This is a genomic window from Balneola sp. EhC07 (assembly GCF_001650905.1).
GTDB lineage: Bacteria > Bacteroidota > Rhodothermia > Balneolales > Balneolaceae > Balneola.
Window position 1 is genome coordinate 237,016 of the sequence record NZ_LXYG01000002.1, and the last position, 16,902, is coordinate 253,917.

General features: G+C 37.7%; 10 protein-coding genes and 1 pseudogene. 6 read left to right on the forward strand and 5 right to left on the reverse strand.

What is annotated here, in order from left to right; genetic code table 11:
- Genes A8B79_RS02015 through A8B79_RS02025 form a run of 3 tightly spaced genes read left to right on the forward strand, consistent with a single transcriptional unit; the run spans position 1 to position 2,573 of the window.
- Positions 1–855 (forward strand): DUF4437 domain-containing protein, encoded by an 855-nt coding sequence (locus A8B79_RS02015; protein ID WP_066217355.1) that lies wholly within the window; start codon positions 1–3, stop codon positions 853–855.
- A complete protein-coding gene (locus tag A8B79_RS02020) occupies positions 852–1,646 on the forward strand; it encodes an SDR family NAD(P)-dependent oxidoreductase (protein WP_066217357.1) in 795 nt (264 codons plus the stop codon). The genes A8B79_RS02015 and A8B79_RS02020 overlap by 4 nt, the downstream gene beginning before the upstream one ends.
- Before the next feature lie 3 nt (positions 1,647–1,649).
- A complete protein-coding gene (locus tag A8B79_RS02025; RefSeq protein ID WP_066217359.1) occupies positions 1,650–2,573 on the forward strand; it encodes an LLM class oxidoreductase in 924 nt (307 codons plus the stop codon).
- Positions 2,574–2,753: 180 nt separating this feature from the next.
- On the opposite strand, the gene sprA is transcribed toward A8B79_RS02025, so the two are convergent.
- Positions 2,754–9,956 (reverse strand): T9SS outer membrane translocon Sov/SprA, encoded by a 7,203-nt coding sequence (sprA, locus tag A8B79_RS02030; protein WP_235603522.1) that lies wholly within the window; start codon positions 9,954–9,956, stop codon positions 2,754–2,756.
- Between the two features lie 209 nt (positions 9,957–10,165).
- Here sprA and A8B79_RS02035 point away from each other — a divergent pair, with 209 nt between their 5' ends.
- Both A8B79_RS02035 and A8B79_RS02040 read left to right on the forward strand, forming a co-directional pair.
- Complete coding sequence (locus A8B79_RS02035; protein WP_076782510.1) at positions 10,166–11,587, forward strand: LptF/LptG family permease; 1,422 nt, start codon at positions 10,166–10,168, stop codon at positions 11,585–11,587.
- Positions 11,580–12,662 carry an LptF/LptG family permease gene (locus tag A8B79_RS02040; RefSeq protein ID WP_066217361.1) on the forward strand — a complete coding sequence of 361 codons (1,083 nt, stop codon included), beginning with the start codon at positions 11,580–11,582 and terminating at the stop codon, positions 12,660–12,662. Before A8B79_RS02035 ends, A8B79_RS02040 begins: the two co-directional genes overlap by 8 nt.
- Here the strand turns inward: A8B79_RS02040 and A8B79_RS02045 are convergent, their stop codons facing one another.
- The 4 genes and pseudogenes from A8B79_RS02045 to A8B79_RS02060 all read right to left on the reverse strand — a co-directional run bounded on the left by A8B79_RS02045 (position 12,663) and on the right by A8B79_RS02060 (position 16,440).
- Positions 12,663–12,983 (reverse strand): DUF3467 domain-containing protein, encoded by a 321-nt coding sequence (locus A8B79_RS02045; RefSeq protein ID WP_066217363.1) that lies wholly within the window; start codon positions 12,981–12,983, stop codon positions 12,663–12,665.
- A gap of 9 nt (positions 12,984–12,992) precedes the next feature.
- A pseudogene (locus A8B79_RS02050) lies at positions 12,993–13,973 on the reverse strand (PLP-dependent cysteine synthase family protein); the annotation flags it as partial.
- 76 nt (positions 13,974–14,049) lie between these two features.
- The gene (locus A8B79_RS02055; protein ID WP_153038326.1) at positions 14,050–14,556 is read right to left on the reverse strand and encodes a hypothetical protein; all 507 of its coding nucleotides are present in this window, start codon (positions 14,554–14,556) and stop codon (positions 14,050–14,052) included.
- Between the two features lie 27 nt (positions 14,557–14,583).
- Complete coding sequence (locus tag A8B79_RS02060; RefSeq protein ID WP_066217368.1) at positions 14,584–16,440, reverse strand: aryl-sulfate sulfotransferase; 1,857 nt, start codon at positions 16,438–16,440, stop codon at positions 14,584–14,586.
- Between the two features lie 146 nt (positions 16,441–16,586).
- On the opposite strand from A8B79_RS02060, the gene A8B79_RS02065 reads away from it, so the two are divergent.
- The gene (locus tag A8B79_RS02065) at positions 16,587–16,862 is read left to right on the forward strand and encodes a DUF4290 domain-containing protein (RefSeq protein WP_066217370.1); all 276 of its coding nucleotides are present in this window, start codon (positions 16,587–16,589) and stop codon (positions 16,860–16,862) included.
- The last annotated feature ends 40 nt before the right edge of the window (positions 16,863–16,902 follow it).

Here is a 16,902-nt window from a genome sequence, read left to right on the forward strand (position 1 = left end):
ATGTATAAATCGATAGCTTATTTACTAGTAATACTCGGAGTGTTCGTTTCTTGCACAAATAAAAAACAGGAACAACAAAAAACGGTTTCAGAGAACATCGAAAATCCAACAAATACCGTTTTGTTAAGTTCTGAAATTGAGTGGGAAAAGTTAAATCCTGCAAGAGGAGATCAAAGTCCACAAGCCGGAACTATTTGGGGAGATAGAAATGGTGAAGTTGCAACAGGATTCCTCGCAAAGTTTGCTAACGGCTTCTCTTCCCCTCCTCACATCCATAATGCAACGTATAGAGCAGTTGTTATCAAAGGCAGCATCCACAACGACGATCCTGCCGCAGAAAGCATGTGGATGAAATCTGGCAGTTTCTGGACACAACCCAAAGGAGAATCTCATATTACCGCTGCTCAAGGAGAGGAAAATATAGCTTTAGTAGAAATTTATAGAGGACCTTATTTGGTGCAACCCATCGAGGAAGCATACGACAACGGAGAACGCTCCATCAATATTGACGCTTCAAATGTAGTTTGGTTAGACAGTGAAAAGACTAATTGGATAGATGCCAATAGTCAAGCTGAAATGAGTTTTCTATGGAATGCCAATGGTTCAAAAGGACTTTTTGTAAAACTCCCAAAAGGATTTAAGGGTGACATACAATCAGATGGATCGGTTTTACATTCAGTTGTAATTCAAGGTGATCTGAATTATACGCTTCCCCAAGATCAAGAAACAAAACTGTTAGACGCCGGAAGTTCTTTTAGCTCAACAAGCAAAGCCATTCATACCCTTTCAGCTACTAATAACTATGTTCTTCTTTACATAAGAACCAACGGCAACATTAAAATCCAACAAAGATGAGAACAATACTAATCACAGGAAGCACAGATGGTATTGGTAAACTAGCTGCAACTAAACTAGCTAAAAATGGACATCAAATAATCTTGCACGGAAGAAATTCTGAGAAACTGGAAAACACGATTTCAGAAATCAAAGAAATAACAAATAATGATCGTGTCAGTGGTTTTGTATCTGACTTATCTGATTTCGATAGCATCAAGAAAATGATAGCCAACATATCCAATGAGTTTTCATCTATTGATGTATTGATCAATAATGCAGGAGTTCTCAAGAGTAGCATTGAACAAAACCAAGATGGATTAGACATGCGTTTTGCCGTCAATTATCTTGCCCCTTACCTCCTTACACATGGTTTGTTGACTATTCTTAAAAACAGCGACTCGCCAAGAATCATCAATTTAAGTTCGGCCGCACAAGCAACCGTTTCAATGGATGCATTAGTCGGAAAAGAACATATTTCGAGCAATGAAGCCTATGCTCAAAGTAAATTAGCATTGACGATGTGGAGTTTTTCTTTTGCACAAAATCACCCTGAAATAACTACTATTGCTGTAAATCCGGGTTCACTATTAAATACCAAAATGGTGAAAGAAGCTTATGGCAGACATTGGTCATCGGCAGATAAAGGAGCCGATATTTTAGTTGAATTAGTGGTTTCAGAAAAGCACGCAGCAAACAATGGGAAATACTTTGATAATGACCATGGAGATTTTTCTGATGCTCATACTGATGCGTACGATCAAGATAAAATCGATCAATTGATCTCTGTAACCAACAATATTTTGAAATAACAGATGAATGTTTATTCTAAAATAGCATCCAAAGATAAATTAACCTTAGGATTGGTATTCCCATTAGAAGCATATAGCGGCTCTATCCCAAAAATGGAAAATCAAGAATTACTCGCTAAAAGAGCAGAAGAGTTGGGCTTTAAAGCACTTTGGTTTAGGGATGTTCCTTTCAATGACCCAAATTTTGGTGATGTCGGGCAACTTTATGATCCTTGGATCTATATGACTCACATAATGAATCAGACCAAGGAAATTGCTTTAGGTTCTGCAAGCATCATTCTACCTTTGCGCCATCCTGTGCATACTGCTAAATCAATAAACAGTCTTCAAATACTATCAAACGAAAGACTAATTTTGGGTGTAGCCTCTGGAGATCGTCCTATTGAATATCCTGCATTTAATCAGCAATTAGAAAACAAATCAGAACTCTTTAGAGATAGTTTTCATTACATAAAAGCATTGCAAGGAGATTTTCCCAATTACAATTCAAAATTTTATGGCAACACAAATGGAGGAATTGATCTACTGCCAAAGTATTACAAGAAAACACCTATGCTTGTAACCGGTCATTCCGGTCAGTCATTAGACTGGATTGCTGAACATTCTGATGGTTGGCTCTATTATCCTAGAGATTTCAAAACCTTGGAATTGGTGATGCAACAATGGAGAAATTCACTTTCTAAAATACAAATAGACTGGAAACCCTTTATGCAGTCCCTATATGTAGACGTGACTATAGATCCAAAAAGTGCGCCGACCCCTATTCATCTTGGATTCAGATCAGGAACTGAATATTTAAATGCTCACTTGAAATCGTTAGAGTCGTATGGTGTCAATCATGTGATCTTAAATTTAAAGTATGGCTCAAGACCAGCAAATGAATTGATTGAAGAAATCGGAGAACATGTGATTCCAAATTTTTCTTAAACTCATGGAAGAAAGAAAATAAAGCTAGTAGCAAACAATGTGTATAAAACCTTATGACTGATTTACTGGAGAAAAGAAATCAAATCGTAAAGGAATTTGCTGAATCAGATAAATGGAAAGAGGTATTGGATTAACTCTACATTCATTATTAAATATTCAATATCCGTTATTCACAATCATTTATCTGGACTGAATAGCAATTCTAATATTGAATCTAATTTCCTGATTGGTTCTTGGCGGAATGGAAGAGCCTTTTGGTATCACTCTGTTGTAGGTGTACTCAAAGTTAGAATTAATAGTACTGGATATCCGGTAACCGATCACTAGCGAACCATTATACCGCTTCTGCCCTGTCTCGTTTTGAGGAGTAAAGTCGTAAGCATCTACATCTGTACCATTTTCATTAAAGCTTTGGAATGCTGTAATAAGATCATTTACCAGAATAAAATTTTGATCTGCATCTTCACTGAAGTTTCCGCTTACTGCCAGATCAATATTGTTTTTAATATTTGGAAAGATTGGAATGGATACTTTACGGAAGGTATAATTCAGATTTACTTTAAAGCCTTTTGATCGTCTTTCAGATACTGTTTTACTGGATAAAGCAAAGCTGGTTAGTTTACTTGTCTCATAGCCAAAATCAGTTTTTAAAGAATTTTTCCAGGTTACATTTAATTGGATCAGCGGACTGAATCTTTGATCTATAGTTATGGAAGCTGGTTCAAATTTATCTCTGTTATCGTTTATGGTAATTCCGCCAATGTTCTGAGAAGTCTCATCACCAAATTGATTTATAAACTGCCACCCAAGTCGGTAGGTGCCTTTGTAGCTATGGGTCAGGGATGCACGATTCATTTTATCGCCAAGAAACGGAATGATTTTCTCAAAACCCTGCCAGGTAACTCTCCAGTTTGGTTTTGGGATTGGTGTAAACTGCTTCTGCCCAACTCCGGCTGTGTTTCCTGATAAATAAGAACTCCTGAAGTCATCCTGAAGTGTAACCCTGTTCAATACCGTTCTGCCGTCATTGTTTCCATTTGAATCATCGATCACTCCCCCATCAAGATCCTGAAATGCTGTACTTAATTGTGATCGGAAAAAGTCTTCGTAACCAACTCCAAAAGCCCAAACCGAGGAGTTTATATCTCCCGAAGAAATATTCACTGAGTTTATATCACTTGCTCCGGAAAAGGTCAGTGTTTCTGTATTTCTTTCATCCCACCTGGTAGCCCAGTCCAGATCGATGGAAATATTGTTAAATAGTTTGAGCGAAGTACCCAGCGTCAAATTATCAGTGTACGTTTTATTTATCGCCAGAGGGTTATTCTCGTTTCGTATCAATTGATCTCTGGTAATATCCTCACTAAATCCTGTTCTGTATCCAAGTGGAGGGGAATAAGAACCGACTCCCTGGTCTCCAAAAGCATAAAAAATTTGAGATTGCCCTCCATAGCCTTGTTGACTCGAACTTTTCCCTTTTCTATAGCTCAAATCAACATTTTTCATACTAAAAAGTGCCAAAACTACCTTCCTACCTACAAACTGAGCATCTTTAAAGATATTTATATTTCCGGCAGATGTGGTATCATCGGCAGCAGGTTTACTGTTTTTTCTTCTGGTGGATTCTTCTTTATCAGTATCCCTCATAGAATTCACAAAACCTATTCCATCAATAATTTTTCCAACGTTAAATTTAACAGTGTTAGTAAGATCAAAAGTGTTGGATATTCTGGCACCTAAATTAGATCCGCGCGGACTGTTATTCCACTGAAATCCACCTGAGTAGGATGCATTATAAGAGATCCAGTTAAGAGCTTTTATATTATTGAGCTTAGGTCTCCAGCTTGCTGTATAAGATTCAGAATAGCTCGACCTTCTACCTGAAACAGAATCCTGAGTGATAATATCATTGAAAACACTAAAAGTAGGTTTTACATTAAACCTGAGACTATCAACTCCCGTTTGATTTGAGTTTTCAATACCAATATTTGAAAGGTCAAAGTTGGTATTAGATCTGAAGGAAGTATTTATAGATGGAGTTAAAGGATAGTTAAACCCAAAATTCGATTTTTGCGTGAAAGAATGCGTTTGCTGTATTGGCAGGATGGTTTCATCTCCTAAGATCTTTCTTCTCCTTTCGTCATAGCTGCGGGATACACTGGTGGAAGCGCTGATACTTGAAGGCATGTATCCTACTCTTAAGCCTGATAAAACATTTAAACCGGGTAACGATTCCGTAAATTTAAAAGGCCTGAACAGTTTAACTCTGGGGAATGTAAGATTATAGCTAAGCGATGAAGAATAATTCCAGTTATTCTGTTCATCCAACTGTGGATTTCTGGAGAATCCTTCGTTGTAAACATAACTTAGTTTAAGCTTGTCGATCGTATACTGGGCTAGTTTGCCTTCAGAATTCGACTTAGAAATATTTGATACATTTAAAGAGTACCCTTCTGATACTGTTTGGATCTCCCTGATCTTATCATCAATATTTTGTTCTATCTCCGATTGAGGAATATCAGTTTTAGCTCTTTCAGCGCTTATAAAATCATCAAGTCTGATATCTCCCCTGTCCGGTAAAAACTTTGGAGTAGATGAATTCCTTCTGGCAGAAACAGTAACCGGGAATGACCATCCATAACGGTCAGGAATAAGTTTATGCAAATTAACCGTCGAGCTGACTGAATATCCCAAGTTATCGGATACACTTCGCTGCCCCAATCTAGAATCTAATCCACCAAATCCTGTAGTTTGTTTAGTTACGTTTGCATTCATTGTTGCAAAATCAGCCAGTTTTAAACTTGCTTTACCATTCGCTGCCCAACCATTTTCGTTATCAAATCCTGAAATTCTTAGCTCATTCACCCAAAACTCTGCATCCAGAACCGGAGTGCCGGGCGAATCCATATCGTTCATGTCGTGCGGGTTTCTGATCCCGATCGCAAGTTCAGATACTCTGTCTAAAGACGGATTTCCTTTTATTGCTATTTTGGCGCCGGGAGTCATACCTGCAGGAAGAGCTGTCCTTCCTTCATAGATCTGAGTGGGATCTCCGTTATTATTAATTCTTTCCTGCTTTAGTACATTAAAAGCTGAGATAATGATATTCATGCTATTCTCATCATATTTCCATATCTCTTCAGCTTCAGCGTTTAATCTGCCACCTTCTGCAGGATCATAACTCCCAAAGTTAAAGTCCGGATCCGTAGGGGTAACGGGCTGGCGATACTCATAAAAATCGTTATCCAGATCTGTTCCCATTCTTATTACCAGCTCCGCATCTTCGGCATCCTCATAGCCTTCACCATGAACAAACATTCTGATGTTAGAATAATTAAGGAAATTCAATCCACCCGGATAAACCCTTTTAACAAAGTTGATCTCCTGAGAACCCAGTCCTTCTGTTTGTAATACAAGAGATTGCTCGTTAGCCAGAGTTTGTGACTGTGCTCCTCTGTTTACCGCTCTGATCGCACCTTCCGGTTGACGATAAGGAATTGGAGATCTGCTTGCGTTCTCTTCGATATTTACTGTAGCAACTTTAAAATCTGATGCTGATCCTCTTGACTCCGTAATATTCTCAGCTTCCCTCCACTGGCTACCAACAAATTCAAAAGTTGCAAAACGCAACGTAAATGGCTCTTTATATCCTGACATCCAAACACGCATATATGAAATGTTTTGAAAGCCATTGATATTTCCAACCTTTCTGGTAAACTCGCTTAGTGGAATTCGGATCAATCTCCAGGTTCTATCCTGTGAACCACCTCCTACTTTATCAACAATAAAAGTACTATCAGAACCTATCTGAAGATTATCAAAATCGGCCGGGTTGTAGTTTATCTCATATTGATAGTAGGTGTTTTGAATTTCAACATTTGAAGGTGTGATTAAACCTTCCTTATCAGGTTTGTTGGTTACGGCTCTCTTATCACCACCGGCTATTGGCGTGTTACCATCGTAATAACCCCGCACTCTATGGAAGCGCTCGTGCAGTTTTAGTCCATCAACTTTTGATTCTCCGTAGTACACATAATCATCATTGGATGGATCTGATTCAATTTCCTGATACTCAGGACTATTCAGCCCATATGCAGCTTCCATGTCAGCTAGAAAGCTTGCAAAAAGTACTTTTTCGGTAGTTTCCGGATTGAACCCATCTTCATTAGGAACACCATCCAGACCAACGTCTTCCAGATCTCTGTTTTCATTAGAAAATTGACCTTGCGGAGGTGTTGGAATGGTTGGAATGTATGATCTACCGGCAGCATCTTTTTCTAAACTTGCAATATTTTGAGCTAAACCATCCTCTGAGTTTGAAACTTCGTTTGGCACTATATCTTCAGAGATAATTCCGAGATCGATATATATCTTCCCTGCATAGTCTTCATTTATATCCTGTGCATCAGGATCTCTGCCTTCCGGTAAAATACTTTGAACCCAAAATTCTAAGAATTCAATATTGTTCTGAGTGAGATCTTCCTGTCCGGTAGGAAGAACCGCTGTCATACCACCCCACATATCTTCGGGTTCGTTCTCGAGTTTATTTTTAAGGTCCGGATTATAATTGTATGGACCTCGTTTTGTTGGGTTGTAATAAACATCTAGCGGAGTAATGATCTCTTCCTGCGGATTGGTTGTTTCCCTTCCTTTGAATACATCTCTCACAAATACAGGACGGGATTCAGGTGTATATTCCACATTTCCGACTATACTAGATACATTTCGGGGAATTTCGTACCACACAAATTGAGCTCTTAGATCTGACCTTGCTATTTTTGACATTGCATCAGATGCCGGATTAGTATCCGTTTCAAAATTTTCATCATGACCAGGAACTGCCGCCGGTGCACTAGGTAAATTCCATCGTGATGCGAATTTAAATGGGATACTAAATTCAGCTCCTTCAAAATCATCTATAAAAGATAGTCCGTTCTCTTCGTCTTCGAATAGTATTCCATTGTCAATGGCGTCTCTTACAGCGTTCGTATTTGCAACTCCGGGACGTAATTGAGCAAATTCTCCACTTACACTAAAATTTGATTCCGCTCTTGTTTGCAACAACGGGATCTTATCAATGAATCGGGTTATCCATGGAGTATCAAATTTAGCATTGGCATCCAAACCAATAACAGTGTTGTTAATCGGCTCGTTACCTATTCTTATCTTTTCAGAGAGAGTTTGTTCGTTTAATCTGAAAAATGTACTTCCAAAACTGATATTGTTGGAGAGCAAATATTCGGCTCTTATCCCCGTAAAGTTTTTCTGACCGATCGAAAAGAACTGATTATTTTCATACTCAACTCTCAGATTTTGACCGGAAGCTAAAAACCGATCATTTAATATACTCACACTTCCAAAAGAATAATCAACCTCGTAATCGACCCCTTCTATTAACTCAGCCCCGTTAGCAAAAATCTTTACTGATCCTTCAACCAAATCCCCAAGGAAAAAAGAACTGGAAACACCACCTTTAGAACTACCACTTATTTCATAAAATCTGTTTTGAGTACTTTCAAATGCGATATCTTTTTTAGCTGAATACAAAGAATCAAAAACCAATTCAGATTCATCAGTTGCAAGATCTGATATAAGAGTATCGATTCGGGCACCAAATGGCTCGAGATACGGAAACATAATACGCCCGGTAAAAGGATCGAATCTTAGTCCATCAAAATCTATAAGCCCATCTTTTCCTAATGCTTCTTGTGAATCCTGAAGATCTAAACCCAGATCTTCCAAAAGAGTTGGGGTTCGTCCAGGAATTCTGTTTATGGACTGATTGTCTTTGGTTATTTCAAAATCCAGAGTTAACCCTTCTCTTGTGATATTAGTAACACCCAAAGAATAAATGTTCCTCATGGTTAAGTCCCAGGCAAACTTATCAGGAGTTAAATTTCTTGGTCTTAGTAACTTCAGGTATGTAATACCACCATCTTTTGGCTCAAGATCCCCCACCTGAACAACTTCTCCGGAGCCATCTAATGAAGTATAAGAAAATGAAACAGCAAGGGTGGAATTACTACCCACTCTTCTTTTCAGGCTTATTATTCCCAGAGCCCTGTTAAATTCATAATCTTCTCCTTCGACTAACTTAACATAATAACTACCCGGCTGAACGCTTCCTTTTAAATTAAGATCATCGGTTTGAACAGAAGTATTGTTTCTTCTGTCCTCCAATTTCTGATCATCAATTCGGTCATTTTCAGGATTCGGCGGGTCAAAAGATCCGTCGGGGTTTTCAACAACTCCAAGATCAACAAAAGCATAGGCTCTGAACGATTCACTTGCCGCGGCTCCGGTTGCGTCTTCAATCCATACATTCATTTGTGGATACTGAAAATCCTGACCGGTTCTTGGAAGGTTGTCAAGCATATTGCTTTCGTACCGTTGCCGATTGTAGAAATCAATAAAGAAATGCTGGTCATCGTCATAATCTGTTGGCCTCAATTCAAATTGAACTTCCTGTGATCCTCCAGTAATGGATTGAGTTTTGCTTTCACCTTTTTGTTGAGAAACCACAGAAGTAACTCTCAAAGGGCCTAGCTCAGCTACAGATTTTATTCCGAAAAGAGAACCACCACCTTTTACTAAGGAGTTTCCCGTTTCCATAGAAACGTTTCCTAATTGAACACTTTTGATGATCTCATCTTCATAACCGGTATAAGCGATCTTAAGCCTGTTTTGAAAGTCAAAGGCACGTTCTGTATCCCAATCAGTAGCAATGGTAAGTTTATCACCAATGGTACCCTGAATATTTAATTGCAGATTCTGATTAAAAGTAGGATCTACTCTCTTTTGCTGATCCTCAGGAATGTTTGGATCTTCCACTTTTTGGATCGATGCTCCAACATTCATATTGGCTGAACCATTAACACGAAGATTTACTTCCGGTTTTCCAAATATCGTTGTAAAAGCAGAATTCTCACCTCCGGGTATTCTAAGACTGAAATCTAACAATCCTCTACCCTGTTGTTCTTCTTTTTTTCCCTCTTGTATTAGTAGTAAGGCGAGTTCTTTTTTCTGAATTTCCTTTTTCTGTTCTGCAAAACTATCAAAATTATAGTAACCGGGTATTAGTACTGAAGTACCGCTTATCTTTTGCTGAACTTTGTAAGTGGAAACAGAATCCCATGTGACTTCCTGATTAAAATCACCTTCTGATAATCTGTATATCTTAGGAACCTTTCTGGTAGTAAAATTACTAAAAGGTTGTCTTTTAAAAGGATAGTAGAATTTTATCCCGGTCAGAGAAGTATCAGCAACAACTTTCGAGGTGTCAATAACCGCTCTTTGCTGAGCATAGCCAGCGGGTATATTTAAAAGTACCCCGGCAAAAAGCAAGAACGTTGAAGTAAGTAAAAGCCTGGTAGATAGATTCAAAAGACAGCTAAAACTGTGGATTTAAAACTTAGTTTTGTAGCAATTTATTTATAGGCCGTTCAACTTCTTTTAGTATTCGAATTGGCAACGATAATAACATATATTCACTTATCTTAAAAGTATAAATCTACAAACCTTTATATATTTTCGTCCAATAATTTCCTTTTCTTTACGTGTAGGATTACAGAATAGTACTTCAAAAATTTTCAATGCTTAAAAAATTTGTCAACTCTCTACAAATAGACCTTCTTAAAAAGCATGTAGGGCCATTTTTATTTTGCTTTCTTACCTTGATGTTTTTGTTGTTGATGCAATTCCTGATCCTGCATATAGATCAGTTAATAGGAAAAGATATTCCACTACGGGTTATTTTTGAGCTTATCATAACAAACTTGGCATACATGGTTGTACTTGCCGCTCCCATGGCTGTACTGGTATCCACATTAATGGCGTTCGGTAAATTTTCAGAGCTGCAGGAACTCACAGCAATCAGGGCATCCGGTATACATCCAATGAAAGTTATACTTCCTGTTCTGATAACAAGTATTACACTTTGTATTGGGCTTGCCTGGTTTTCAAATGATCTGCTCCCGGAAGCAAATCATAAGTCAAGATCCCTGTTTATCGATATAAGGCTTAAAAAACCGGGCTTCGATCTAAAACCAAACGAGTTTTACGATGGTATAGAAGGATATATCTTCCTTGTCGATAACATTGATAGTGAAACAGATAGCCTGTACGGAATAACGTTATTTCAGGAACCTACAAGAAGCGCTGATGAAGCATTTATTAAAGCTGAGAAAGGTTTTTTACTTTCAGAAAACAGTGAGATGCTTTCATTATACCTGTTTGATGGAAATATGCAGAAGTTTCCGGCTACCCGCAGCCGAAGCAAAACCACCGTTGAAATATCTACATTCAAGGAGCACAGGATCACCTTTGATCTTGCTGATCTGGCATTTGAAAAATCGGATCCCAAAAGACGGAACAGAAGTGATCGTACAATGAACATACAGTCTATGAAGATCATAGTAGACTCATTGAGCAGAGACATAAACAATCACTTTAAAGATCTGCTGGAACTCAGAAATACTCTTCCCAGTTTAGATGTTTCGGAGTTGGGTTCTGAACGCAAAGCAGTTCAAAATGATGATGTACAGGATACAGTTCTTAACACAAATTCATTAGTAGCCAATAATCTGGAAAACATTGCTGAGCAAAAATCACTCTTTCAGGCTACTGTTACTGATCTAAATAACTACAAAGCATCGCTCCAAAATGTACAGGCCAGCATCAATTTCAGAAAAAAAGCCAGAAACCGTTACCTTGTAGAGATTCATAAAAAATTCTCAATTCCTTTTGCGTGTATTGTTTTTATCCTACTTGGAGCACCAATTGGTATCATGACAAAAAGAGGAAACTTTGGAGTAGCAGCAATTATCAGCACCGTTATTTTAACTTTCTATTGGATATCCCTAATTCAGGGAGAGAAACTAGCTGACCGACTTTTTGTAACTCCTTTCATAGGAATGTGGACCTTTAATGTAGTTTTCTCTTTCATTGGAATTCTGCTTTTGATTCGACTAACTACTGAGTTCCGATTAAAGGATTTATTCTCTAAAAATGATTAATAAGCTGGACAGATATATTATACTAAGATTGTTATCAATCACATTATTCGTGATAGTAATACTAGTATTCATTTTCATTATGATCCATTTCTCGGAGAATAGTGATGATTATTCGGATAAAGGCGCCACAATGGCTGAGATCTGGGGTGACTATTATTTGAATTACACTCCTGAAATGATCCGGCTTATACTACCCGTAGCGGTATTTACAGCTTGTCTTTTTATAACCGGTCAATTAACCGAGAGATTAGAGATAACCGCTTTGAAAGCAGCTGGTATTAGTCTTTACAGATTGATCGTGCCTTATTTGTTATTCGCTTTCTTGTGTGCGGCCGCCGTCAGTTATCTGGACTCAAATGTGATCCCAAACTCAAATAAGAAGAAAACTGCTTTTGAATCTAAATACCTCAGAAAAAGCAGTGACTCTATCGACAGCAATAATATTTTCAGGCAAGTTTCTAAGAATTCTATTTTGAGCGTAAATTATTACGATGACACGCAGAATATTGCTTATAGAATTACGCTTACAAATAGTGATAGTTCTGGCGTAAAAAAAACAATGACTGCTCAACAAATGGCATGGAATGATGAAGAGCAATTCTGGAAGTTGAAAGTTGTTCAAATTCGCGATTTCTCAAAGACCGGATATACCGAAACTTCAGTCACTGAAATAGATACCACTTTAAATATCTATCCACGAGACCTTTCCAGATCAACATCAGATATCTATCAACTCACTTACAAAGAAGCTGTAGAATATATTGACTCCATAGAACGGAGTGGTGCAGGTAACATCAACCTGCCTAAAGTACAATTTTACGGCAGATTGGTTTATCCCCTTTCAATTATCATTGTAATCATTGTGGGCTTTGCCGTTGCTTCCGTTAAACGACGTGGGGGAAAAGGGATCTATCTTGCATCAGGTCTCGCTATCAGCTTTCTTTATCTTGCATTCATGAAAATCGCAGAACCATTCGGATACTATGGAACCATCAGTCCTCTGTTAGCCGCTTCAATAGCTCACATATGCTTTTTTATAGTAGGAGTATTTCTGCTGATTTCAGCAAAGAAATGATCAAGCTTCCGGAACAGGTCCTCGGTACATTGGAATATCTACCTTCTCTTTGCTAGAGGAAATAGCGCCGTGTTCCTCTTCAAACTTCTTTACATTATCGTTTAAAGCACCGGCTAATCTCTTAGCGTGATCAGGAGTTAAGATCATTCTCTTCACTACTTTTGCTTTTGGAACACCCGGCATTACTGCGATAAAGTCTAAAATAAATTCTGATGGAGAATGAGTGATCATTACGAGATTTGAATACGTCCCGGTAGCCTCTTCTTCTTTGAGTTCTATCTCCATTTGTCCCGGGTTCATCGTTTGGTTTTGTTCAGCCATAATATTTTAATCTAAAAATCCTTGTTTTTTCATCCATTCATCGTTGTAGATCTTGCCAATGTAACGGGTTCCACTATCAGGAAGTATAATTACCATTACATCGTTCGATCCTAACGGATATTCTTTTGCATAATCCAGTGCTCCTTTTACAGCAGAACCACAAGACCAACCTACAAATAAACCCTCTTCTTTTGACAAGCGTCTGGTCATCAATGCAGAATCTTTGTCATTCACCTGAATTACTTCGTCCACATAATCAAAATTTATGGCTTCAGGGATAATATCTTCACCTATCCCTTCCGTCATGTAAGGTTTGATCTCATTTTCATCAAACTCCCCTGTTTCAAAATACTTTTTATACACAGATCCTACACTGTCAATACCAATGATCTTAATATCCGGATTCTTCTCTTTCAAAAATTTAGCAGTTCCTGAAATAGTTCCTCCTGTTCCCATCCCGGCCACAAAGTGAGTGATTTTTCCTTCAGTTTGCTCCCAAAGTTCCGGTCCCGTACTCTCGTAATGCGCTTGAGTGTTACTCAGATTATCATATTGATTAGGGTAATAAGAATTAGGAGTTTCTTCACTTAAACGCTTAGAAGTTGAGTAATAACTATCCGGATGATCTGCTTCCACATTGGTCGGACAAACGATCACTTCCGCACCCAACGCTTTTAAAATATCCACCTTCGACTGGCTTTGCTTATCTGTAGTAGTGAAAATACATTTATACCCTCTTTGAATGGCAACCAGAGCCAACCCCATTCCTGTATTTCCTGAAGTTCCTTCAATAATAGTTCCGCCGGGTTTTATCAATCCTTTTGCTTCGGCATCATCGATCATTTTTATTGCAATTCGATCTTTAATACTCTGTCCGGGATTGAAATACTCTACTTTAGCTAATACCGTTCCGGGAACATCTTTAGCTATTTTTTGAAGTTTCACCAGAGGAGTATTCCCTACCGCTTCAATTACTGAGTTATAATACATTCGTTTCTTCCAGATTATTTATTTCCTTAAAACTAAGGAATATTAGGGAGTGAAATGAACAGCTCATCAGATTTTATTACAATCCTTTTCCGAAAGACAAACCACCGGTAATGAAAAACTCATTATGTCTTATGGAATAACCCGGAGAAAAGAAAAATCTGACCATCCCATCTCCTCTTTGAATGTTTTGCTCCCGAAAACCAAAAGTTGGACCAACCCATACATCAAATTTCTGATCCATTGTGCTTAATGTCATAAAAGCACCAAGTTCTGCAAATGAATCTTTATCGATAGCAAGTAGATCTGTAACAGACATCGGAAAAGTAAAGCCCTTGATAGCCAAATGTCCATCGGTATTCAGGTATGAGATTCCCATTCTTAAAACAGCCGGCCTGTTAGTTATTCGTTCAAAATTCAATGAATAAATTCCGCCATGGCCTAAAATCTCAAACTGAAGTACATGCAGAGGCTTTCCGGAGTCGTCTGAATTATCCTGTGAATGGACCGGCTCCCAAATCAATACAGTCAACAATATAAATACCGAACAGAACTTCATTTGATATGGTAGCTTTAGATAATTCATAGTTAAAGTAGTTAAGTCCTACTTAAGTTATCTGTATATAGAAACTCTTTCAGCTCTGTAAGAAATATCTACATTCCCAAAACCGGCTCCATTTCCTAGCTGGTTTTTAAAGATCATAGTAGATTCAAAAACTACATCTTTACTTGGATAGGTAACTTCAACAATTTTTGACTTCCCGTTACCTTCGGTAATATTTCCGGGTGCAAAAAGTATATTTCCTGTTTCTGACAAATAATCTACATCACTAATGATCAATGAATAAGTAGATTCTCCTCGTTCTTTACCGTAAGACCAGACTTCTTTAATAGTCTTGTTATCTTCATCTATTTCATACTCTGTAGCTGCAGAAAAAATTGAAGTATAATTCCCGAAATTTCTATTGAATCCACCATTATCAAACACCAAAACATTTCCATTCGGTAAAATTAATGGTGCATGCTGTCCCCACGTCCAATCAAAATCATTGCTTGCCAGTGTGCCGTCTTGTATATCTTGATTAAAGGGTGTTCCGTTATCATCCACAGCTGTCAAAAGAAATGGAGTAGTCTCAGGTCCTCCACCTTTTCTGCCTGCTTTTCCCCATCCTTTATGTGGAGCCAAAATCCATTCTAATTCATTATCCCAGCTCACTTTTACCACTCCCTGATTTCTACCCGAAATAATTAATGATGAATCCGCTTCATGATACCAAACTGCATTCATATGAAACCAATCTCCATTTCCCGGATCGTTAAAATCTCTTCGGTCAATATCGAGTAACTCTGCCATGTCCCATTCTCTTAATATTTCTCCGCTGTTTTTATCCACTTCTATGACAAAATCTTCAACACTTCGAAATTCCACACTGTCACTATCAGTTATATATTCGTCCTCTTTTGAAACTGCTGCCAGATAATTTCCATTAGGCAACTTTATGATTTCATGATGCATATTATTGAAGTCAACAATGATGTTATTGGTCGCTTCTCCGAACATATTGAATTCATGAATTGTAACTCCTGAGGCTGAATAAAAAGACATATCATCATTAAATTGAATAGGCCAAACAATTACATTTCTGTCACTGAGATCTACATACCATCTGATTTCTCCGTTATTATCAAATATCATCGGGTAAGAATTAAAAGTACCTTGATTACCAATATGTACTTCACTGAAATGCATTCCCGGTTCCATTCTGGATTCATCCAAAACATCTATTTCTATTTCAGGGAAAAAATCAGGAAGCGGATCTGTCTGAATTTCTAAAGTATCTGTAGCTGTCAGTCCGTTTCCATCATCGTAAATAATCTCAACTTCATTATTTGTATCAGCATATAAACCGTGTAAACCTATCAAATGTATTGAGAAACTACCCAGTTCTTTTTCGATCGGAATATCTCCTAATACTTTAAATCTTACAGAAGTTGGAACTCTTGTAACAACACCTAATGCTGCTGATAATGGTGCAAATCCTGATGGGTTATAGATAAGATCAAAATCATCTTCATGAAAGTATTTTGCCGGCAAGTCTTTGTCCAGATATATAAAATATTCTTTACTTGTTAGCTCGTCTTCTGATACTACTTTATAAAACAACCCACGTTCAAAAGAATTAGTATCATCTCCTGAAATTTGAACCTGATCTTCTACGAATAATTCCGCTCCACCAGAGACTGTAAAAACCGCGGTTAGTGAGGAGATATCGGAAGGAATTTGAACTGAATTCCTGTTTGATAGTTTTACGATTCCGGTTTCATTATCTATATCAAACATGCCATTCGGTATTTCTTTTATACTAAACTCGGTAAGTAAAGCATTTGTATTTTGATCGTTAACAACGTTGTTCTTACAACTGATAAAAAGTATGAGAGATAAACCTATTAAGAGTCTGCTAAAATTCATTTTTTGATATAGAATTGACTGTAAATGATTGTTTTAAATGTATAAAATTATATCTGAAGATGCTTAATGCTCATTAATATTATTGATTTACAGTATGATTATTTATCCATATCATTGGTACAACAAAATCCAATCTATTTTACTTTATGTTCATCGACCAGAAAAAACCAAAAGACTTTGACTGCGGCTACAACTTAGACCTGATGATTGCTGCACTTCCCCGTATCAAAGATGATCAGGAGCGAATTAAATATGCTAAAAGAGCAGTTGGATTAATTAAACAAAGCCACCCTACCTGGGTTGACGAAAACGGCAAAAGCGAAGCTGCCTGGGAATATTTCTTTGAGCTGGCTGAATATGATATGAACGAAATAGGTATTAAGAGTCCTTTCGCATCCGGCGAGGATGACGACGCGCAATAGCCTGCCTTAGTTAATTAGTTTTGTTCTAAATTCTATTGTT